Below are 18,866 nucleotides of genomic sequence, written 5' to 3'. Positions count from 1 at the left end.
CAATGGAAGCCAAGGCTATTGCGCGTCACATCCGCGTAACGCCTATGAAGGCCCGGCGCGTCGTCAACCTTGTTCGTGGTAAGCAAGCGAATGAGGCTCTGGCAATTCTGAAGTTTGCCCCCCAGGCAGCTTCGGAGCCGGTATTCAAGGTACTTCAGTCGGCAATGGCCAACGCACGTGTCCTCGCGGACCGTGACGGCGTTGCATTCGACGACAGCGACCTGTTCATCAGCGAAGCATTCGTTGATGAAGGCCCGACCATGAAGCGGTTCCAGCCGCGTGCCCAAGGCCGCGCCTACCGCATCAGGAAGCGGACCAGCCACATCACGTTGGTCGTGGCAACCCCCGAGAAAGAGGAGGCTCGCTAAGTGGGACAGAAAGTAAACCCGCACGGGTTCCGACTCGGCATCACCACCGACCACGTTTCGCACTGGTTCGCTGACAGCACCAAGCCCGGACAGCGCTACAAGGACTTCGTCCGCGAGGACATCAAGATCCGTCAGCTCATGTCCACCGGCATGGAGCGCGCCGGCATCGCCAAGGTCGAGATCGAGCGCACCCGTGACCGTGTCCGCGTGGATATCCACACGGCACGCCCGGGCATCGTCATCGGTCGCCGCGGCGCCGAAGCAGACCGCATCCGCGGCGAGCTCGAAAAGCTCACGGGCAAGCAGGTCCAGCTGAACATCCTCGAGGTCAAGAACCCCGAGATGGAAGCACAGCTTGTTGCCCAGGGCATCGCTGAGCAGCTGACTTCCCGCGTGGCTTTCCGCCGTGCGATGAAGAAGGCCATGCAGTCCGCACAGCGTGCGGGTGCCAAGGGCATCCGTGTTGCTTGCTCGGGTCGTCTGGGTGGCGCAGAAATGTCCCGCTCGGAGTTCTACCGCGAAGGCCGTGTGCCCCTGCACACCCTCCGCGCGAACATCGACTACGGCTTCTACGAAGCCAAGACCACCTTCGGCCGCATCGGTGTGAAGGTTTGGATCTACAAGGGTGACGTAACCGCCAAGGAACTGGCTCAGCAGGCAGCTGCTGCTCCGTCCCGTGGCCGTGCAGGAGACCGTCCGGGCCGCCCGGGTGGCGACCGCCGTCGTCGTAACGACCGTCCGGCAGCTGAGGCAGCACCTGCTGCCGTTGAAGCACCGGCCGCTGAAGCTGCTGCCCCCGCAGCAGAAGGAGGACAGGCTTAAATGCTTATCCCACGTCGAGTCAAGCACCGTAAGCAGCACCACCCGGGTCGTTCCGGCGCTGCTACGGGCGGCACGAAGGTCAGCTTCGGTGAGTACGGTATCCAGGCCCTGAGCCCGGCATACGTAACCAACCGTCAGATCGAGTCCGCTCGTATCGCGATGACCCGCCACATCAAGCGTGGCGGCAAGGTCTGGATCAACATCTACCCGGACCGTCCGCTGACGAAGAAGCCTGCTGAAACCCGTATGGGTTCCGGTAAGGGTTCTCCGGAATGGTGGGTCGCAAACGTCAAGCCGGGCCGGGTTCTCTTCGAACTCTCCGGTGTCAATGAAGAGGTAGCTCGCGAGGCCCTGCGCCTGGCAATCCACAAGCTGCCGTTGAAGGCACGCATTGTGCGTCGCGAAGGTGGTGAATAGAAATGGCAGTAGGGTCGAAGGATCTCGCACCCGCACAGCTGGACGGTTTCGACAACGAGCGTCTCGTTGAAGAACTCCGCAAGTCCAAGGAAGAGCTGTTCAACCTGCGTTTCCAGTCCGCCACCGGACAGCTGGAGAACCACGGTCGCCTGCGCGCGGTAAAGAAGGACATCGCACGCATCTACACCGTTCTCCGTGAGCGCGAGCTGGGCATTCGTGCCGAGGTTGCCGCACCGGTTGTGGAAGCCAAGGAAGAAAAGAAGTCCAAGAAGGCTGCCAAGGCTGAAAAGGCCGAGGTTGAAGCTGGAGAGGACGCCAAGTGAGCGAGAAGGAAACTGTGACGGAAGCAGCAGCCAGCGCTGAACAGCGCGGTTACCGTAAGACGCGTCGCGGCTACGTTGTCTCTGACAAGATGGAAAAGACCATCGTTGTTCAGGTTGAAGACCGCGTAAAGCACGCTCTGTACGGCAAGGTTATTCGCCGCACCTCGAAGATCAAGGCTCACGACGAAGAGAACACCGCCGGCATCGGCGACCTCGTTCTCATCTCTGAGACCCGCCCGCTGTCCGCTACCAAGCGGTGGCGTCTGGTGGAGATCCTCGAAAAGGCCAAGTAAATCCGACGCCGGGCGCGCCTGGCAGAGATTCACTGGAAAGGTCCGCATTCCCTATGGAATGCGGGCCTTTCCGCTTTCCCGGCCGTTTCGGTTACTGGCCCTGAACGTGCTAGGATATTGAGTTTGTATGGCGCCACTTGTGCGTCGTCCACTACCTCGTAAACAATCGTGCCGCTGCATACTGCCCCGCGCAGAGTTTTCTGCAAGGGAAGCTGATGCTTGTGGCACGGGCGTTTAGGCCTGTTCTGGCAAAATCCAGGCAGGTCAAGAGACACCCCGATCAACCGTTCCGCAAGGCTCATTCCGTATGCATGATTTCGGTCTGAGAACCGGCGCGACGCAAGGAGTAGAAATTGATTCAGCAGGAGTCGCGACTCAAGGTCGCCGACAACACGGGTGCTAAGGAAATCCTTACCATTCGCGTTCTCGGTGGATCCGGTCGTCGCTACGCAGGCATCGGCGACGTCATCGTCGCCACCGTCAAGGACGCTATCCCTGGCGGCAACGTAAAGAAGGGTGACGTCGTCAAGGCTGTCATCGTTCGTACCAAGAAGGAACGCCGCCGTGCGGATGGTTCCTACATCAAGTTTGACGAAAACGCAGCTGTGATCCTGAAGAACGACGGTGACCCCCGCGGTACCCGTATCTTCGGCCCGGTTGGTCGTGAACTTCGCGACAAGAAGTTCATGAAGATCGTTTCGCTGGCCCCGGAGGTGCTTTAGTCCATGGCTAAGATCAAGAAGGGTGACCTCGTTCAGGTCATCACCGGCGCCAAGCAGGAACGCGGCGGCGACCGCGGCAAGCAGGGCAAGGTCCTGCGCGTATTCCCGGCCACCAACCGCGTGCTGGTAGAGGGAATCAACCGCGTCACCAAGCACACCAAGGTCGGTCAGTCGCAGCGCGGCACCAAGACCGGTGGCATCGAGGTCGTTGAGGCCCCGATCCACGTTTCCAACGTTGCTCTGGTTGACCCGTCGACCAAGAAGCCGACCCGTGTTGGTTTCCGTCTCGACACCGTTGAGAAGGATGGCGCTACCAAGACCGTCCGTATCCGCGTGTCCAAGGCCACCGGGAAGGACATCTGATGAGTGAAACACTGTCTGAGACCACTGTCGCAAACAAGATCGTTCCGCGTCTGAAGACGAAGTACGCAGAGACCATCAAGAAGTCGCTGCAGGACGAATTCAACTACGCGAACGTGAACCAGGTTCCCCGCCTGGTGAAGGTTGTTGTGAACATGGGTGTTGGAGATGCCGCCAAGGACTCCAAGCTGATCGACGGCGCTGTCCGCGACCTCACCCTCATCACCGGCCAGAAGCCGCAGGTAACCAAGGCCCGCAAGTCGATCGCACAGTTCAAGCTGCGCGAAGGCATGCCGATCGGTGCACACGCAACTCTGCGTGGAGACCGCATGTGGGAATTCGTGGATCGTCTGGTTTCGCTGGCTCTGCCGCGTATCCGTGACTTCCGCGGCCTCAACGGCAAGCAGTTCGACGGTAACGGCAACTACACCTTCGGTCTGACCGAGCAGGTTATGTTCCACGAAATCGACCAGGACTCCATCGACCGCGTACGCGGCATGGACATCACGGTTGTCACCACCGCCAAGACCGACGACGAAGGCCGCGCGCTGCTCAAGGCGCTTGGTTTCCCGTTCAAGACCGAAAACTAACTACGTGACAGGTCCGACCGCGCAGGCTCGTAAGGGCAAGCGCAGCGGAAACCGGTACGAGGAAGGGCTATAGCCCAAATGACTATGACAGATCCTGTCGCAGACATGCTCACGCGTCTGCGCAATGCAAACTCGGCATACCACGACACCGTGTCCATGCCGTACAGCAAACTGAAGGCACGCGTTGCCGACATCCTGAAGGCTGAAGGCTACATTGCCGGCTGGAAGGAAGAGGACGCCGAGGTTGGCAAGAAGCTGACCATCGACCTGAAGTTCGGTCCGAACCGCGAGCGTTCCATCGCTGGCGTCCGCCGCATCTCCAAGCCGGGTCTCCGCGTTTACGCGAAGTCCACCAACCTGCCTCACGTGCTGGGTGGCCTGGGTATCGCAATCCTGTCCACCTCTTCCGGCCTCCTGACTGACAAGCAGGCCGGCAAGAAGGGCGTGGGCGGCGAAGTCCTCGCGTACGTCTGGTAACGGGAAAGGAAGAGAATAATGTCACGTATTGGACGTCTCCCCATCACCGTTCCTGCCGGAGTTGAGGTCAAGCTCGATGGCTCCGTCATCAGCGTCAAGGGTTCCAAAGGCGAGCTGAGCCACACTGTGGCCAGCCCGATCGAGGTCTCCCTGGAAGAGAACACTCTCACGGTCACCCGCCCGAACGACGAGCGCAACTCGCGTTCGCTGCACGGCCTGACCCGCACCCTGATCGCCAACATGATCCAGGGCGTTACCGAGGGCTACGAGAAGAAGCTTGAAATCGTTGGTACCGGTTACCGCGTTCAGGCAAAGGGTTCTGACCTGGAGTTCGCTCTGGGCTACAGCCACCCGGTTAACGTCTCTGCACCCGAAGGCATCACCTTCGTAGTAGAGGGTCCGACCAAGCTCTCTGTTGCGGGTATCAACAAGCAGCAGGTCGGCGAGGTTGCTGCCAACATTCGCAAGCTGCGCAAGCCCGACCCCTACAAGGGCAAGGGTGTCCGTTACGCCGGCGAAGTCATCCGCCGCAAGGTCGGAAAGGCTGGTAAGTAAACCATGGCCATCGCAATTAACAAGAAGCGTACGAACAAGAGCAAGTCGGCTGCACGCAACCGTCGCCAGCTTCGTATCCGCAAGCGCATCACCGGTACGGCTGCACGTCCTCGTCTGGTCGTCAACCGTTCGGCACGCCACATGTTCGTCCAGGTTGTCGATGACAGCAAGGGTGTAACCGTGGCTTACGCTTCCACTCTGGAAGCTGACCTTCGTGCACTTGACGGAGACAAGACTGCCAAGGCCAAGCGCGTCGGCGAGCTCGTTGCCAAGCGTGCAAAGGCTGCAGGCGTCGAAGCTGTTGTCTTCGACCGTGGCGGTAACAAGTACCACGGCCGCATCGCCGCCGTCGCTGACGGTGCTCGCGAAGGTGGGCTGGCACTGTGACCGTTGAAAATAACGAAAAGGACATTCAGGTGACTGAAGCTGTAGCTGCTGAAGCAACTGAGACCGCACCCGCTACCGATGACCGCCGCGGCGGACGTCGCGGCGAGCGTGGCGACCGTGGCCAGGGCCGCGGCGACCGTGGTGGCCGTGGTGGCCGCGACGGCGGTCGTGAAGCCGAGAAGAGCCAGTTCGTAGAGCGCGTTGTCACCATCAACCGCGTTGCCAAGGTCGTCAAGGGTGGTCGTCGCTTCAGCTTCACCGCACTCGTCGTCGTCGGTGACGGCAACGGCATGGTCGGCGTTGGCTACGGCAAGGCCAAGGAAGTTCCCGCTGCTATCGCAAAGGGCGTAGAAGAGGCCAAGAAGTCCTTCTTCCGCGTTCCCCGCGTTGGCAACACCATCCCGCACCGTGTGCAGGGTGAGGCTGCTGCAGGCGTTGTCCTGCTGCGTCCGGCTTCCGCCGGTACCGGTGTTATCGCCGGTGGTCCGGTCCGCGCGGTATTGGAGTGCGTGGGTATCCACGACATCCTCTCCAAGTCGCTCGGTTCTTCCAACGCGATCAACATCGTTCACGCGACCGTTGCCGCTCTGAAGCAGCTCGAAGAGCCCGCTTCCGTGGCTGCCCGCCGTGGCCTGCCGCTGGACGAGGTTGCTCCTGCTGCTCTGGTGCGCGCGCTCCAGAACCAGAAGGCAGGTGTTTAGTCATGGCTAAGAACCTGACTCCCTCCGACGCCAAGTTGGAGATCACCCAGATCAAGGGCGTCATCGGCGCCAAGCAGAACCAGATCGCCACCCTTCGGTCCCTCGGCCTGAAGCGCATCGGACACACCGTTGTCCGTACCGCTGACGCCGTGACCGTTGGCATGCTGAACACGGTTCCGCACCTCGTGAATGTAGAGGAGGCGAAGTAATGGCAGAGAACAAGACCGCCGCAGAGGCTGCTGAGAAGCAGAACACTCTGAAGGTCCACCACCTGCGTCCCGCCCCGGGTGCCAAGACAGCCAAGACCCGTGTTGGTCGTGGTGAAGGCTCCAAGGGTAAGACCGCTGGTCGCGGTACCAAGGGTACGAAGGCCCGCTACCAGGTAAAGGCTGGCTTTGCCGGCGGCCAGCTGCCGCTGCACATGCGCCTGCCGAAGCTGCGCGGCTTCAAGAACCCGTTCCGGGTTGAATTCCAGGTTGTAAACCTGGAGAAGCTCAACGAGCTGTTCCCGGAAGGTGGCACCGTCACCGTTGAGTCCCTGGTAGAGAAGGGTGCCGTTCGCAAGAACCAGCCCGTAAAGGTGCTCGGCACCGGCGACATCACCGTCAAGGTTGACGTCACCGTGCACGCATTCTCTTCCAGCGCTGCGGAAAAGATTGCCGCAGCAGGCGGATCCACCACCGCCCTCTAAGGGTTTGTGGGGCATCAGCCCGCTGTAACAAAGAATCCCGGTATGCGGGGCTTCGGCCCCGGATACCGGGATTTTTTTGGTGGTTGTGGACTCTCGATTATTCCGACGGCGTCACAAGCAGTTAGACTCGGTTGTTGGGTTTCATTGAGCCCGACCACATCCTTGTACTTTCTACTCAGGAGGACGCTTGCTAAGCGCATTCGGCCGGGCGTTTCGGACGCCTGATTTGCGACGCAAGTTGTTGTTCACGCTGGGAATCATCACAATCTTCCGCTTGGGAGCTTTCATCCCCTCGCCTGGTGTGAACTACCAGAATGTCCAGCAATGCTTGAACAACGGTGACACCTCGCAGGGCATCTACCAGCTGGTGAACTTGTTCAGCGGCGGCGCGTTGCTGCAGGTCTCGATCTTTGCCTTGGGCATCATGCCCTACATCACGGCGAGCATCATCGTGCAGTTGCTCCGGGTGGTTATTCCCCGGTTCCAGCAGCTGTACGAAGAGGGCTCATCGGGGCAGTCCAAGCTGACGCAGTACACCCGGTACCTCACCATCGCACTGGGCCTGCTGAACGCCACAACCCTGGTCTCCTTGGCTCGCTCGGGTCAGTTGCTGCCCGGCTGCAACCTGCCGATCATCCCCGATGAGAGCATCATCACCACCCTCCTGCTCATCATCACGCTGACAGCGGGCACGGGCCTGATCATGTGGATGGGCGAGCTCGTCACCGAGCGCGGCGTCGGCAACGGCATGTCGCTGCTGATCTTCACCTCGATCGCAGCCGGCTTCCCCCGCTCACTTGGCTCCATCTGGGAGACCAAGGGCCCGGGAACCTTCTTCATCGTTCTTGCCATCGGCCTGCTTACGGTGGCCCTGGTGGTCTTCGTGGAGCAGTCGCAGCGCCGTGTTCCGGTGCAGTATGCCAAGCGCATGATTGGTCGTCGCACCGTGGGCGGCACCAGCACCTACATTCCCATCAAGGTGAACATGGCCGGCGTCGTGCCCGTCATCTTCGCTTCCTCCATGCTGTACCTGCCCGGCTTGATTTCGCAGTTCAACCAGCCGAAGCCAGGGGAGCAGATGGCCCCGTGGGTTGAGTGGATCAACAACAACCTCACCCGTGGCGACCATCCCATCTACATGGCGCTTTACTTCGCCATGATCGTGTTCTTCACCTACTTCTACGTAGCCATCACCTTCAACCCTGAAGAAGTGTCGGACAACATGAAGAAGTACGGCGGGTTCATTCCGGGCATCCGGGCGGGTAAACCGACCGCGGACTACCTGCAGTACGTGCTTTCCAGGATTACTTTGCCTGGAGCCCTCTACCTGGGCTTCGTGGCGTTGATTCCGCTGGTTGCACTCGTCCTGATCAATGCCAACCAGAACTTCCCGTTCGGTGGCACGTCAATCCTGATCATGGTGGGTGTCGGCCTGGAAACCGTCAAGCAGATTGATGCGCAGCTACAACAACGTCACTACGAAGGGCTTTTGCGATGACGAGAATGCTGATCATTGGACCTCCCGGTTCGGGTAAGGGTACGCAGGCTGAGCGGATTTCGGAGCGCCTCGGCGTAGTCGCCATCTCCACCGGCGACATCTTCCGTGCCAACGTCAAGGGTGAAACGCCCTTGGGTATCGAAGCCAAGAAGTACATGGACGCTGGTGACTTCGTTCCGGACAGCGTCACGAACAACATGGTTCGCGATCGACTGAGCCAGAGCGATGTCGAGAACGGCTTCCTGCTCGACGGCTACCCGCGCACCACCGCGCAGGTTGACTACCTCGACCAGATCCTCGCTGAGGGTGAGCAGGAGCTCGACGTCGTGCTCCAGCTGACCGCGGATGACGAAGAACTGGTTGCACGCCTCCTGGGCCGTGCCAAGGAAACGGGACGTTCGGACGACAACGAGGCCGTGATCCGTCACCGTCTTGACCTCTACCACGAGCAGACCGAAGCCGTTGTGGCCAAGTACGCTGAGCGCGGCATCCTTACTCAGGTGGATGGCATCGGCGGTATCGATGAAGTTACCGACCGCGTGCTCACAGCCATCGAGTCGGCCAAGGCTGTCTAGCGTTTTTCCACATAGCCGGGGAACCGGAGCTGGAGTGAAGGGTGTGTCCCGTACCATGGGTGCGGGACACACCCTTTTTCGTTGACGCGGCACATTCTTGGGGGAAGCGCATGCAGACAGCTCTGTCAGGACGTAGCCGGATTTCGGGGCTTGAGGTCTACCTGCCACCGACGCGGCTGGATACGGCCGCCGTCGAACGCCGCATTGCCGAATCCAGCCCTGGCTTCCGCGTGCCGACAGGTCTGATTGGCCGGGTCACGGGGATCCGCTCGAGGAGTGTCATGTCCCCGACGGAGCAGGCGTCGGATCTGGCCGCCAACGCCGCTGCCAAGGTCCTGGCGGAATGCGGATTGCAGGCACCTGACGTGGACCTGCTGGTCTTTGCCTCTGCCAGCCAGGACATGGTTGAACCCGCTACGGGACACATGGTGGCAGCGAAACTGGGACTTTCATGCCCTGTGATGGACGTCAAGAACGCCTGCAACAGTTTCCTCAACGGTATGGAGGTTGCCGACGCTCTGATCGCCGGAGGGCGCTATGGGAGGGTTCTGGTGGTCACGGGGGAGTCGCCTTCCCGGGCGGTGCGGTGGTCGGTGCCGGACTTCCCGACGTTCGCCTCCAGCTTCCCCGGGTACACCATGAGCGACGGCGGCGCAGCAGTGTTGCTGGAGGCCGCGGTTGATCCCGCCGCAGCTGCAGACGGGGCGGCCGGAATCCTGGCCATGGGCTTCACCGCGCGAAGCAGCCATTGGTCCGTGGGTACCTTGGCGGCGGGAGGGTCGGCCTTCCCCCGTGATCCAGAGGCCAGCTACTTCAACATGGACGGGGAAAAGCTCAAGGATGCGTTCTTGGACCTCGGCTCCGACATCCTTGATGCGACTCTCGCGGAGATGCACCTCGCGTGGACGGACTTCGCTGTCGTCTGCGTACACCAGGTCAGCGCACCGTACCGGCATATATTCGCCGAAGGTGCCGGTGTGCCTGCGGAACTGCTGGTTCATTCCGTTGAGGACTTCGGAAACCTCGCCTCCGTCAGCCTTCCATTGCAGCTGAAGCTTGCCGTGGACAGTGGCAGGGCCGGACCCGGGGACCTGGTGGCATTGGTCGGTTTGGGCGGCGGCGTGAGCCTGGGAATGGCGGTGGTGCGGCTGTGAGCCCGCAAGAGGTTCGCAACAGGCTTGCGAGTGCGGCTTCCACAAAGTCCTTATGCGTGGCCATGCCGATGCTCAATGAAGAGAAGCTGGTACGGCAGGCACTGGACTCGCTGGCGGCGCAGACGTTTCAGGATTTCACGGTAGTGGTGGTGGACAACGGTTCCACGGATCTCAGCTGCGCCATCGTGACTGAGTTCGCGTCAGCGCACCCGGGGATGGATATCCGGTTGGTTCACGACAGCGAGAAGGGCACGGGCGCGGCAGCTGATACCGGCATGCGCTTCGGCGTGGAGCACGGTGCGCGGTGGCTGGCCCGCACCGATGCCGATTGCCTGGCCGCACCGGACTGGACAGAGCGGATCATGGCTGCATTCGATGACGGCCTGGAGCTGGTTGCCGGACAGCTGAATCCCAGGGAGGACGAGGGCATAACTGCCCGTGAGCGGATCATGATGTTGTTGGCCGTCGAGGTGGCGTCGTTCTTCGGCCGGATCCGCCCGGGAAACAAGGGCGAGGGATACTTGGGTCCGTACCAGATGCTTCCTGGTTGCAACATGGCCATCACAGCAGACATGTATCACCGCTCCGGGGGTTTCCCCAGGACCAGGATCGAAGATCTCCATGAGGACCGCGCCTTGTCCAACCGGGTGCGTAAACTGACGCGTAACTACGCCCTGCGACGCGATGTTGTGGTGTTCGGTTCCTCCCGACGGGTCAAAGCGTGGGGGCTGAAGAACACTCTCGCCTGGTACGCGGACCACCGGTACCGCCCCGAACACGTGGATATCCGGTGATGCGGGGCCTTGCAGCGATCAACCCGCAGTGCACGGCGGAACGTTGGGAGCGCCGCGTCCATCTGGGAGCCCACCCCGTGTTGTATCCCGTGATCCGCGGCCTGGGTGCCATGGGTCCTGTGGTTCGCATCCCGGGACTCGGTGTGCTGGTCAGCGAAGCGGGACTGGTTCGGGAGGTGCTGATGAGCCAGGACGCCTACGTCAAGAACGGCCCATCAGGCTCGGGTGCGCTGTGGACCCCCGTTGTGGGGCCCAAGGCCTTGGTGAACATGGATGGTGAGGAACACAGGCTGCTTCGGCGGCGCCTGGGTGACCTTTTCACTCCCCGCTCCGTGGAGGGCATCGTGGAACCGGCAGCGGCAGCTCTGAAGGCGCGCCTGCACGGTGATTTGGACGCGAACGGCCGCGTGGATCTGGTGGACTGCGTCAAAGAACTGGCCGGCGGGGTCATCTCGCGCCTGCTGGGGGTTCCCGACGATGCCCCGGGGAGGCTGGCGGACAGGGAGCTTTTCGACCTCGGCTCCTCCATCTCGTCGCTTGTCCGCCTGGGCCGGCCGACGCTGACGGCGGGCCAAGTGGCCAAAGGAAAATCCGCCGTCGCGGTTTTGGCTGGACCGGTCCGGACGGCGTACAGGGAAAGCGACCCGGATACCTTCCCCGGCAGACTGCGTGAGCTCGGTATGTCAGAGGACGAAGCCATGGGCATCATCAGTGCGTTCGTGATGGTGGGCACCGAGACGCTGGTGTCGTTTGTGCCAAGGCTGGTGGCGTTGCTTGCTGACAGTGGACGGCTCAGTGAACTGGCCGCGGACAGGTCCGTTGTTCCGGCCGCCGTCAACGAGGCTCTGCGCTTCACGGTTCCTTCGCCCATGATGCTGCGGGACGCAGTGGTTGATGGATACATAGGCGGTACGAAGGTCTTCGCCGGGGACAGGATCCTGCTCTCAACCATCCACGCAGCCAAGAGCCTGGGTGGATTTGATCCGGCACAGGCAACACCACAGCAGGCACGTCAACTGTGGTTCGGTGCCGGACCGCATTTCTGTATCGGCATGCCGCTTGCCATGGCGGAAATCAACAATACGCTCGAGATGCTCCTGGACATGTACGCCCAGAGGCCGTGGTTGATCGCTGCCCGCCAGGTCAGCAGGGGAGTGCTGATTCCCGGGTATCGGAAGTTGGAGTTGGCCCATGCCTGACGAGACACCCGGCCTACCCCTGATGGCAGAGGATCTGATCACCGCCGTCTATGCCGTGGCGGACCGTGTTCCGGACCGTCCCGCCATCACGGCACCAGGCAAAAGCCGGCTACCGTGGGCACGGCGGAGAAACGACGGCGTCCGGCCCGGTCGTACCATCATGTACCGCGAGTTGGTGGATGGCATTGAGGCCACGGCCCGGCGTTTGCAGGATGACGGATTCGGGACAGGGGAGCGGATGCTCTTCTCGGTCCGTCCCAGTCCCGAAGCGTTTATTCTGGCACTTGGAGCCGTCCGGGCGGGCGGCTCCGTGGTGTTCATCGATCCCGGCATTGGGCCTTCGCTCTTCCGGGACCGGGCAGAACTGGCTGCGCCGCGCTGGGCCGCGTCGGAGTCACTCCTGTATGCCGTCAGCGCCAGGAGCCCGCTCCGTCCCATCGCACGCGGCCGCGGCCTGCTGCTCCCGGACTACGGGGCCATGGATGTCCGCCACTACTACTCCGGGCCGTGGCTCCCCGGCGTCCCCCGCGGCGCTTCGCCGGTAAAAGGGCTTGCGGCAACACTCCCGCAGGGGCAAGAGTCCGCCAGACCCACAGAAACGGTGACCGAACAGGAAGCGGTGATCATCTTCACCTCCGGTACCACCGGCTCACCCAAAGGGGTCATCCACACGAGGGGTTCCCTGGCCGCAGGTTTCGGGCAATTATCGACGCGTTGCAGCTTCGGTGAGGGGGACCGGATCCACTCCGAGCAGCTCATGATGGGCCTTCCGGCCTTGATCGCCGGCGCCCACTGGACGATGCCCGGTTATGGTTTCTCGGCTCACATCGACCCGCTTCGCCTGGCCGGCGAGTTGGGTGCCGTGACCGGCAAAGAAACGTCGTACGACGCCGCCACGCACCTTTTCCTGGTGCCCTCCCAACTGGCGCCCATCCTGGACGCCATCGAAGACGGTTCCGTCACTCTGCCAGCGACACTGAGAACAGTGATGCTGGGGGCCGCCCCCATCCTTGCTCCCTTCCTTGAACGGGCAATGAAGCTCCTGCCCGGGGTCGGGTTCAAACTCATCTACGGCATGACCGAGGTGCTGCCCATCGCCATTGCCGATGGCCGGGAGAAACTGGCCTTCGCGTCCGGCGCCGAAGCCGGGTTCACTGCGCCCGATGGCAGCGGTGAGGGCGACTTCCTCGGGGAGCCGCTGCCCGCCGTCGGGATCCGTGTAGCAGCCGACCACGAGCTGTTCGCCCGTGGGCCGAACATGTGCCGTGGCTACTTGGGCGAGGACCCCATGGTGGAGCACGCCACTGGCGACCTCGTCCGGCTGGACCACGGAGGAACCGGTGCACCCAGGCTGGTCATGATCGGACGCAAGAAGGACATGATCATCCGGGGTAAGACAAACATCTACCCCGCGTTGTATGAGCCGGTCATCGCAGCTGTGCAAGGGGTCCGGACTGCCGTCATGGTGGGGGTACCGGACACTATCGGAGACGAGGCGGTATGGCTGGCGGTGGTCCCTGAACCGGACCAATCCGCTGTTGAGCTGAAGTCCCGGCTGGCCAGGGAACTGCCCATGCTCATCGACGAGTCCGCCCTTCCGGACCATATCGAAGTCCTGGAATCCATCCCATCCTCCGGCAGGCACAGGAAGCCGGACCGGGTGGCCCTGCGCGGGATGTTTGCCGCACGCCGGGACCCCGGGGAGGCCACGTGAGGATTGCAGTGACAGGCGCGACGGGGTTCGTTGGAGGAGCCGTGGCGGATGCGGCGGAAGCCCGTGGCTGGGAAGTCGTCCGCTATGCCCGCCGCCAGGGAGAGGGCTTGGAGTACTGGGACCTGGCGGGGCTGCCGCCTGCCCAGCTTCCGCACGTGGATGCGGTTGTCCACGCCGGTGCCCACGTGGCCGACTGGGGAGACGCTGCCGTCTTTCACCGGGCAAACGTCGAGGGGACAAGGGCGGTCGCCGAAGCGTTCGCCGGGACACGCCTGGTCCATATCTCAAGCTCCAGCGTCTATCCGTGGTGGGAACCATGCGTGGATCGCCCCGAAGATGAGGTTGCTGCGCGACACCTGAATGCCTATGGACGCAGCAAGGCGCTCGCCGACGTCGAAGCCAGGAAACACGGCGATGCCGTGGCACTGCGTCCCCACGCCGTGTACGGCCCGGGTGACCGGACGCTGTTGCCCCGCCTCGTCAGCAACATTCGTGCAGGGCGGCTGCTCAGCATCGGGCACCCCGGGGTGAAACATCAACTGACCCATGTAGATAACCTGACACGGGCCGTCCTGGCCGCCTGCCAGTCGACGGTGCGCGGTGCGGTGAACGTGGGGGATGCCCAGCCTGTGGAGCTGGGGGCTGTATTGAGGCAGGTACTCGATGTTTCAGGACGCAGCGATGTCCCCGTCACCTACCTTCCGGAGCCCGCGGCCATGGCGCTCGCGGGCGTTTCGGAAGCAGCTTCGCGGGCTACGGGCCGTGCTCCGAAGCTGACCCGCTACGCCGTCAGCCAGGTAGGAAAGCAGCGGACGTACCGTTTGGACCGGCTGCGGGACGAGCTGGGAATCGAGCCAATTTCGACCACGGTCTCGGATGCGGGAAAATGGTTGGAGCACGGGGCCTGATCGGTCCCAACAGCAAACCTTCCAGAGGAGAACATGGCGTTCGGTCAGCCCCGCATTGAATATAAGAACAACGAGCAGATGCGTACGATGCAGCAGGCCGGGCTTGTCCTGAGCAGGGCACTGGACGCTGCCGTTGCGGCTGCCAAGCCCGGCGTCACCACCAAGGACCTGGACGACGTCTTTGCAGCAGTCCTCAATGACGCAGGAGCCAAGTCCAACTTCCTCGGATACCACGGGTTCCCGGCGACCATCTGCGCCTCCGTCAACGAGGAAGTGGTCCACGGCATCCCCGGTGGACGTGTCCTCCAAGACGGAGACATCATTTCCATCGACGGCGGCTGCATCGTGGATGGCTGGCACTCCGACTCGGCGCGGACGGTCATCGTGGGCACCGCGGATCCCGAGGACCAGCGGCTGTCGGACGTCACCGAGGCCGCCATGTGGCGGGGTATCGCTGCCTTGGCCAAGAGCAAGTTCGTGGGAGACATCGGAAACGCCATCGATGACTACGTCTCCTCGATCCCGGGCAAGCCCCTGGGCATCCTGGAGGACTACGTCGGCCATGGCATCGGTTCCGAAATGCACATGGCACCTGATGTCCTGAACTACCGGACCAGCCACCGTGGTCCGAAGATCCGCCCGGGCTTGTGCCTTGCGATTGAGCCAATGCTGGTTCGCGGTGACATCGAAACGGCCACCCTAGACGACGACTGGACCGTGGTCACCACTGACGGCAAGCGTTCCTGCCAGTGGGAGCACTCCGTAGCAGTGCATGAAAAGGGCATCTGGGTGCTGTCCGCCCCCGATGGAGGCGCAGAGCAATTGGCGCCCCTCGGCGTCGTGCCTGTCCCCATCCCGTAACTGCTCCAAAAGGAAGAGCGCGGCTACCGAAGTAGCCGCGCTCTTTTGTTTTTTCCAGAGGGGTCAGGACTTCAGCTTCGGCTTGACGTCCTTGGTGTAGATGCCCTCAAGCGTCTTCTTCAGCTCGGTCATGGTCGCTTGGACATCGCCCTGCTGCGTGAGGATTTTGGCTGCTGACTTGGCCATTTCCTGATCGGCGCCCGGCAGGAACACGCGGGCGTTGTCCTGGACCTTGGTGGCAGCGAGCTGGTCCATGGCTGTTTTGATCTGCGGAGTGGCCGCGAGAACAGAGGACATGTCTGCCGAGAGCCTGGTGGGCATGTAGCCGGTGGCGGCTGAAAACGCGGCAGTGTTCTCCGGCTCGGTCATGAATTTAAGGAAGGTTGCCGCGGCCAGCTGTTCCTCCTTGGTGATGCCGCTGGGAATGCCGAGACCCGCACCGCCGGTAGGGCAGACGCTGCTCGGGACCTCGGGACCGCCGGGAAGGAACCCGACACCCACGTTGAACTTGGCTGCTTTCAGGACCCCCAGGAGCGAACCCGTGGAAGAAATGGTGGACGAGGTGATTCCGGCGGCAAAGTCGTCAGCGGCCTCCTTGGATGAAACACCGGCCCATCCATCCTTGTAGATGGAGTCCTGGGCCCACTGAAGCGCGGCCACGGATTCCTTGGAGTCGCAGGTGATGTCCCAGCCCTTGGACCAGGCACCGCCCCAACCCCACAGGTTGTTCTGCAGCGTCCACCCGGCATAGCCCGCCAGGGCCGGGTAGATGTAGGCGTACTGCGCTCCGGAGGTGGCCTTGAGTTTGGGAGCCCACTCCGCGAACTCCTGCCACGTGGCCGGTGCGCGGTCCGGCAGGCCTGCTGCCTTGAAGTGGTCCTTGTTGTAGTAGAACAAGGGGGTGGAACGGCCGTACGGAAGGGCCCATTGCTTGTTGTCGTACTTGTAGTCGTCGACCAGCGATTTCTGGAAGTCGTCGATCTTGATGTCCAGCTGCTTCACCAGGCCATCGATGGGGATGATGCTGCCGTTGGAGAAGTAGCGGAACCACCAAACGTCGGAGAGCACAACCAGCCCGGGCAGACCGGTTTTGGCTGCCTGGGACGTCTGGAACTTCTGCGCGATCTCTTCATAGTTGGCGCCCGCGGTGACCAGGTTGACCTTGATATCGGGGAACTTGGCGTGGAACTTCTCGATGATCGCCTTTTCCACATCCTGCGACTTGCCGGGGTGGTTCGTCCAGAAGTCGATGGAGGCGGCCGGCTTGACGCCACTGAAGTCGATAGTGGCGGTGTCGACGGCGTCTGCCGTGCCCGCCGTCGACGGTCCGCCGCATGCGGCGAGGGCCGCTGCTCCGGCTCCGAGGCCTGCCAATCCCAGGAAATGGCGGCGGTCAAGGTTGGTGCGCATGATGCTTCCTCTCAATTACTGACTTTGATGCGAATGGTGTGGTGGAGAATCAACCGGTGACACTGCCTTGGGTCAGACCGGCAACGATGTAGCGCTGGAGTGCTGCGAAGACCAGCAGGATGGGGACGATCACCAGTACCGCGCCGGCCATGAGGATTCCCCAGCCGGCTCCGTTGCCTTCGGAGTTCTGGAGGAGTGTCAGTCCTACCGGAAGCGTCATGGTTTCGGGCCGGTCCGTGATGATGAGGGGCCAGATGTAGTCGTTCCATTCGCTGACCACGGTCACCAACGCCACGGTGGCGATCGACGGGACGGACACGGGAACGATGATCTGCCACAGCCTGCGCCAGTGTCCGGCGCCGTCAATCTCCGCCGCTTCAAGGATCGACGGCGGCAGCGTCAGGAAGTGCTGGCGCAGGAGGAACGTGCCGAACGCCGTGCCGAGCCCGGGAAGGATGATGCCCCACAGGGTGTTCTTTCCGCCCATGCCCGCGATCAGGATGTAGTTGGGCAGGATCGACACCTGCGCGGGGACCATAAGGGCCACAAGAATCAGCACGAAGATCACGTTTTTGAACGGGAAGCGCACGAACACCAAGGCATAGGCGGTGAGGATTGCCAGAACCACTTTGACCGACGAGCCCACGATGGTGACGATCAGGCTGTTGGCGAAGAACTGTGCGAACGGAACGGTGGTCATGGCCGTGACGTAGTTCTGCAGGTTCAGTGACTGGGGAAGGATCCGAAGGTCCATGGTGACGATTTCGCCGGGTTGCTTGAAGGAACTCAGGAGCATCCACAGCAGCGGCAGGAAGACCACTAGCGTTGCGACGATCAGGGGAACATAGCCAGTGGCCACGGTCTGGAGGAGATTGGACCTGGACAGGGGGTTGGGCCTGGCGGGCGGACCCTCCGGTGAAGCAGTCTGTTGGGGTTCTTCACGCACGACGACAGGTGCTGGGGCGCTCATGAATAGTGGACCTTTCGCTCAACGAACCGCAGTTGGAGGACGGTGATGACCAGCAGGATGGCGAAGAGGATCACCGAAATTGCGGCCGAATAGCCTGCCCGGTTGTATGCCCCGAAGGCCTGCAGGTACGCCTCGTAGATCAGCGTGCTGGTGCCGTTGCCCAGAGGGGTCATGATGCGGATGAGGTCGAAGGCCTGCAGGGAGCTGAGCATGGTGGTGATGAGCAGGAAGAACGTGGTGGGGGAGAGCAGCGGCAAAGAGATGTTGAAGAACCGCCGGAAACTGTTGGCACCATCCAGTGCCGCGGCCTCCATCACGTCGCGGGGAAGGGACTGCAACCCTGCCAGGAAGACCACGGCGCAGTAGCCCAGGTTCTTCCACACGTAGACGATGATGACCATCACCAGGGACAGCTGCGGATCGTTGATCCATTGCGGGCTCTGTTGCCCGAGTCCGCGCAGGATCCAGGCCAGCACTCCGTAACCGGGATCGAAGATGAACAGCCACACCAGGCCGACGCCCACTCCGGAGAGTACGTAGGGCGCGAACACCGCTGACCGGGCGAAGGTGGTTCCACGGACTTTCGAATTGAGCGCGAGGGCCACCAGTAGTCCAAGGATCATGGAGCCGCCTACGGTGAACACCGTGAAGATGGCCGTGGTTCCGAGGACCTTGGACGCATCCTCACTGGTGAAGAACGTGACGTAGTTCTGGAGCCCGACAACGGTGGCCGAGGCCGAGCCCAAGGTCCAGTCCAGTGTGGAGTAGTAGATGTTGTTGATAAGGGGCCAGTAGGTAAACGTGCCGATCAGGATCAGGTTGGGCAAGGCCATGGCAAGGAACACCACGAAGTCCTTGCGGCTGCGACCGGACCAGCGTCGTCTTGCGGGCACGGCGGTGCTGTTGTTCATCAAAGGGACAGTCATGTACTACTCACGGTTTCGGCGGAATGTGGGGCGCCTGCTCCCTGCCAGGGGCGGCGAAGACAGGCCTAGCTCACCACATTGACGCCGCGTGCCCGGGCCAAAACGGTCGTTCGTAGCGAGAGTTGTCTTACACTTCCGGACCCGTTTACCG

The 18,866-nt window shown here is 62.1% G+C and carries 25 protein-coding genes; 22 read left to right on the top strand and 3 right to left on the bottom strand.

Going from position 1 to position 18,866, the window contains the following annotated elements:
• Positions 1 to 2: 2 nt before the first annotated feature.
• The 22 genes from rplV to map all read left to right on the top strand — a co-directional run bounded on the left by rplV (position 3) and on the right by map (position 15,409).
• Entirely contained in the window at positions 3 to 368 is a 366-nt protein-coding gene (gene rplV, locus HMI60_RS14255; protein WP_018776683.1) for a 50S ribosomal protein L22, read from the top strand.
• Positions 369 to 1,190, top strand: a complete 822-nt coding sequence (gene rpsC, locus HMI60_RS14250; protein ID WP_011775589.1) for a 30S ribosomal protein S3 — start codon at positions 369 to 371, stop codon at positions 1,188 to 1,190.
• The gene (gene rplP, locus HMI60_RS14245; RefSeq protein WP_003803795.1) at positions 1,191 to 1,607 is read left to right on the top strand and encodes a 50S ribosomal protein L16; all 417 of its coding nucleotides are present in this window, start codon (positions 1,191 to 1,193) and stop codon (positions 1,605 to 1,607) included.
• 2 nt (positions 1,608 to 1,609) lie between these two features.
• A complete protein-coding gene (gene rpmC / locus HMI60_RS14240) occupies positions 1,610 to 1,930 on the top strand; it encodes a 50S ribosomal protein L29 (RefSeq protein ID WP_014922387.1) in 321 nt (106 codons plus the stop codon).
• On the top strand, positions 1,927 to 2,223 hold the full coding sequence (gene rpsQ, locus HMI60_RS14235) for a 30S ribosomal protein S17 (protein ID WP_011775587.1): 297 nt from the start codon (positions 1,927 to 1,929) through the stop codon (positions 2,221 to 2,223). The genes rpmC and rpsQ overlap by 4 nt, the downstream gene beginning before the upstream one ends.
• 353 nt (positions 2,224 to 2,576) lie before the next feature.
• Positions 2,577 to 2,945, top strand: a complete 369-nt coding sequence (gene rplN, locus HMI60_RS14230) for a 50S ribosomal protein L14 (RefSeq protein WP_003803789.1) — start codon at positions 2,577 to 2,579, stop codon at positions 2,943 to 2,945.
• 3 nt (positions 2,946 to 2,948) lie between these two features.
• Entirely contained in the window at positions 2,949 to 3,308 is a 360-nt protein-coding gene (rplX, locus tag HMI60_RS14225) for a 50S ribosomal protein L24 (protein WP_018776682.1), read from the top strand.
• Positions 3,308 to 3,895: a 50S ribosomal protein L5 gene (gene rplE / locus HMI60_RS14220; RefSeq protein ID WP_018776681.1), complete on the top strand. Its 588-nt coding sequence runs from the start codon at positions 3,308 to 3,310 to the stop codon at positions 3,893 to 3,895. Before rplX ends, rplE begins: the two co-directional genes overlap by 1 nt.
• 78 nt (positions 3,896 to 3,973) lie before the next feature.
• On the top strand, positions 3,974 to 4,372 hold the full coding sequence (rpsH, locus tag HMI60_RS14215) for a 30S ribosomal protein S8 (protein WP_011775584.1): 399 nt from the start codon (positions 3,974 to 3,976) through the stop codon (positions 4,370 to 4,372).
• Positions 4,373 to 4,390: 18 nt separating this feature from the next.
• Positions 4,391 to 4,927 carry a 50S ribosomal protein L6 gene (rplF, locus tag HMI60_RS14210; protein ID WP_018776680.1) on the top strand — a complete coding sequence of 179 codons (537 nt, stop codon included), beginning with the start codon at positions 4,391 to 4,393 and terminating at the stop codon, positions 4,925 to 4,927.
• A 3-nt stretch (positions 4,928 to 4,930) separates the two neighbouring features.
• Positions 4,931 to 5,314, top strand: a complete 384-nt coding sequence (rplR, locus tag HMI60_RS14205; RefSeq protein ID WP_018776679.1) for a 50S ribosomal protein L18 — start codon at positions 4,931 to 4,933, stop codon at positions 5,312 to 5,314.
• 29 nt (positions 5,315 to 5,343) lie between these two features.
• Entirely contained in the window at positions 5,344 to 6,015 is a 672-nt protein-coding gene (rpsE, locus tag HMI60_RS14200; RefSeq protein ID WP_179128297.1) for a 30S ribosomal protein S5, read from the top strand.
• Positions 6,016 to 6,017: 2 nt separating this feature from the next.
• On the top strand, positions 6,018 to 6,224 hold the full coding sequence (gene rpmD / locus HMI60_RS14195) for a 50S ribosomal protein L30 (protein ID WP_018776677.1): 207 nt from the start codon (positions 6,018 to 6,020) through the stop codon (positions 6,222 to 6,224).
• A complete protein-coding gene (gene rplO, locus HMI60_RS14190; RefSeq protein WP_018776676.1) occupies positions 6,224 to 6,706 on the top strand; it encodes a 50S ribosomal protein L15 in 483 nt (160 codons plus the stop codon). The genes rpmD and rplO overlap by 1 nt, the downstream gene beginning before the upstream one ends.
• A gap of 187 nt (positions 6,707 to 6,893) precedes the next feature.
• Complete coding sequence (gene secY, locus HMI60_RS14185) at positions 6,894 to 8,204, top strand: preprotein translocase subunit SecY (RefSeq protein WP_039242402.1); 1,311 nt, start codon at positions 6,894 to 6,896, stop codon at positions 8,202 to 8,204.
• Between the two features lie 5 nt (positions 8,205 to 8,209).
• Positions 8,210 to 8,779, top strand: a complete 570-nt coding sequence (locus HMI60_RS14180) for an adenylate kinase (RefSeq protein ID WP_018776674.1) — start codon at positions 8,210 to 8,212, stop codon at positions 8,777 to 8,779.
• A 110-nt stretch (positions 8,780 to 8,889) separates the two neighbouring features.
• On the top strand, positions 8,890 to 9,933 hold the full coding sequence (locus HMI60_RS14175) for a 3-oxoacyl-ACP synthase III family protein (RefSeq protein ID WP_193589839.1): 1,044 nt from the start codon (positions 8,890 to 8,892) through the stop codon (positions 9,931 to 9,933).
• 62 nt (positions 9,934 to 9,995) lie between these two features.
• Positions 9,996 to 10,727, top strand: a complete 732-nt coding sequence (locus HMI60_RS14170) for a glycosyltransferase family A protein (RefSeq protein ID WP_018776672.1) — start codon at positions 9,996 to 9,998, stop codon at positions 10,725 to 10,727.
• Entirely contained in the window at positions 10,727 to 11,926 is a 1,200-nt protein-coding gene (locus HMI60_RS14165) for a cytochrome P450 (protein WP_193589838.1), read from the top strand. The genes HMI60_RS14170 and HMI60_RS14165 overlap by 1 nt, the downstream gene beginning before the upstream one ends.
• Positions 11,919 to 13,640, top strand: coding sequence for a class I adenylate-forming enzyme family protein (locus HMI60_RS14160; protein WP_193589837.1), 1,722 nt, complete (start codon positions 11,919 to 11,921; stop codon positions 13,638 to 13,640). The genes HMI60_RS14165 and HMI60_RS14160 overlap by 8 nt, the downstream gene beginning before the upstream one ends.
• The gene (locus tag HMI60_RS14155) at positions 13,637 to 14,548 is read left to right on the top strand and encodes an NAD(P)-dependent oxidoreductase (RefSeq protein ID WP_227453538.1); all 912 of its coding nucleotides are present in this window, start codon (positions 13,637 to 13,639) and stop codon (positions 14,546 to 14,548) included. Before HMI60_RS14160 ends, HMI60_RS14155 begins: the two co-directional genes overlap by 4 nt.
• 33 nt (positions 14,549 to 14,581) lie before the next feature.
• The gene (gene map / locus HMI60_RS14150; RefSeq protein ID WP_193589836.1) at positions 14,582 to 15,409 is read left to right on the top strand and encodes a type I methionyl aminopeptidase; all 828 of its coding nucleotides are present in this window, start codon (positions 14,582 to 14,584) and stop codon (positions 15,407 to 15,409) included.
• 63 nt (positions 15,410 to 15,472) lie between these two features.
• Here the strand turns inward: map and HMI60_RS14145 are convergent, their stop codons facing one another.
• Genes HMI60_RS14145 through HMI60_RS14135 form a run of 3 tightly spaced genes read right to left on the bottom strand, consistent with a single transcriptional unit; the run spans position 15,473 to position 18,700 of the window.
• Positions 15,473 to 16,819: an ABC transporter substrate-binding protein gene (locus tag HMI60_RS14145; protein WP_018776667.1), complete on the bottom strand. Its 1,347-nt coding sequence runs from the start codon at positions 16,817 to 16,819 to the stop codon at positions 15,473 to 15,475.
• A 49-nt stretch (positions 16,820 to 16,868) separates the two neighbouring features.
• Entirely contained in the window at positions 16,869 to 17,789 is a 921-nt protein-coding gene (locus HMI60_RS14140; RefSeq protein ID WP_039242392.1) for a carbohydrate ABC transporter permease, read from the bottom strand.
• Complete coding sequence (locus tag HMI60_RS14135) at positions 17,786 to 18,700, bottom strand: carbohydrate ABC transporter permease (protein ID WP_018776665.1); 915 nt, start codon at positions 18,698 to 18,700, stop codon at positions 17,786 to 17,788. Before HMI60_RS14135 ends, HMI60_RS14140 begins: the two co-directional genes overlap by 4 nt.
• Positions 18,701 to 18,866 lie beyond the last annotated feature (166 nt).

This window comes from Paenarthrobacter sp. YJN-D (assembly GCF_015040335.1).
Lineage (GTDB): Bacteria > Actinomycetota > Actinomycetes > Actinomycetales > Micrococcaceae > Arthrobacter > Arthrobacter nicotinovorans.
Note: the sequence above shows the minus strand (reverse complement) of the source record. Positions and strands in the feature narration are given on the sequence as shown.

Excerpts from the sequence above, each read along its gene's own strand:
- rpmC (WP_014922387.1), top strand. The coding sequence starts at position 1,610 with ATGGCAGTAGGGTCGAAGGATCTCGCACCCGCACAGCTGGACGGTTTC.
- HMI60_RS14180 (WP_018776674.1), top strand. The coding sequence starts at position 8,210 with ATGCTGATCATTGGACCTCCCGGTTCGGGTAAGGGTACGCAGGCTGAG.
- HMI60_RS14160 (WP_193589837.1), top strand. The coding sequence starts at position 11,919 with ATGCCTGACGAGACACCCGGCCTACCCCTGATGGCAGAGGATCTGATC.
- map (WP_193589836.1), top strand. The coding sequence starts at position 14,582 with ATGGCGTTCGGTCAGCCCCGCATTGAATATAAGAACAACGAGCAGATG.
- rpsH (WP_011775584.1), top strand. The coding sequence starts at position 3,974 with ATGACTATGACAGATCCTGTCGCAGACATGCTCACGCGTCTGCGCAAT.
- rplO (WP_018776676.1), top strand. The coding sequence starts at position 6,224 with ATGGCAGAGAACAAGACCGCCGCAGAGGCTGCTGAGAAGCAGAACACT.
- rplP (WP_003803795.1), top strand. The coding sequence starts at position 1,191 with ATGCTTATCCCACGTCGAGTCAAGCACCGTAAGCAGCACCACCCGGGT.
- rplE (WP_018776681.1), top strand. The coding sequence starts at position 3,308 with ATGAGTGAAACACTGTCTGAGACCACTGTCGCAAACAAGATCGTTCCG.
- rplX (WP_018776682.1), top strand. The coding sequence starts at position 2,949 with ATGGCTAAGATCAAGAAGGGTGACCTCGTTCAGGTCATCACCGGCGCC.
- HMI60_RS14140 (WP_039242392.1), bottom strand. The coding sequence starts at position 17,789 with ATGAGCGCCCCAGCACCTGTCGTCGTGCGTGAAGAACCCCAACAGACT.
- HMI60_RS14145 (WP_018776667.1), bottom strand. The coding sequence starts at position 16,819 with ATGCGCACCAACCTTGACCGCCGCCATTTCCTGGGATTGGCAGGCCTC.
- HMI60_RS14165 (WP_193589838.1), top strand. The coding sequence starts at position 10,727 with ATGCGGGGCCTTGCAGCGATCAACCCGCAGTGCACGGCGGAACGTTGG.
- rpmD (WP_018776677.1), top strand. The coding sequence starts at position 6,018 with ATGGCTAAGAACCTGACTCCCTCCGACGCCAAGTTGGAGATCACCCAG.
- rplV (WP_018776683.1), top strand. The coding sequence starts at position 3 with ATGGAAGCCAAGGCTATTGCGCGTCACATCCGCGTAACGCCTATGAAG.
- rplF (WP_018776680.1), top strand. The coding sequence starts at position 4,391 with ATGTCACGTATTGGACGTCTCCCCATCACCGTTCCTGCCGGAGTTGAG.
- rplR (WP_018776679.1), top strand. The coding sequence starts at position 4,931 with ATGGCCATCGCAATTAACAAGAAGCGTACGAACAAGAGCAAGTCGGCT.
- HMI60_RS14175 (WP_193589839.1), top strand. The coding sequence starts at position 8,890 with ATGCAGACAGCTCTGTCAGGACGTAGCCGGATTTCGGGGCTTGAGGTC.
- HMI60_RS14135 (WP_018776665.1), bottom strand. The coding sequence starts at position 18,700 with ATGAACAACAGCACCGCCGTGCCCGCAAGACGACGCTGGTCCGGTCGC.
- HMI60_RS14170 (WP_018776672.1), top strand. The coding sequence starts at position 9,996 with ATGCCGATGCTCAATGAAGAGAAGCTGGTACGGCAGGCACTGGACTCG.